The 380-nt window shown below is 72.6% G+C and carries 1 pseudogene; it reads left to right on the forward strand.

Annotation, left to right across the window (positions count from 1 at the left end):
- Window positions 1-380, forward strand: a pseudogene (locus B4K29_RS00015) (penicillin-binding protein 2); the annotation flags it as partial.

A 380-nucleotide genomic window follows, 5' to 3' on the forward strand; every position in this document is an offset into this window, starting at 1 on the left:
CCGCAGCGACAACCGCCGCAGCGTGCTCGCGTCGTACGACCGCGAGCGCGGCCAGATCCTGGTCGGGGGCACCCCCATCGCCAAGTCCGTCGCCACCGACGACGAGCTCAGGTGGGAGCGCACCTATCCCTCCGGGCGGCTCTACAGCCACGTCACGGGCTACTACTCGTTCACCTACGGCGCCGGGGGCGGCATCGAGGGCGCCGAGGACGAGCTGCTGTCCGGCAGCTCCGACAAGCTCTTCTACCGCCGGATCAGCGACCTGGTCAGCGGACGCCAGCCCGCCGGGGCCTCAGTCGAGCTGACGATCCGCCCCGAGGTGCAGCAGGCGGCCGAGAAGGCCCTCGGCGACCAGCGCGGCGCCGTCGTCGCCCTCGACC

Source organism: Arsenicicoccus sp. UBA6765, assembly GCF_002453335.1.
GTDB classification, from domain to species: domain Bacteria; phylum Actinomycetota; class Actinomycetes; order Actinomycetales; family Dermatophilaceae; genus Arsenicicoccus; species Arsenicicoccus bolidensis.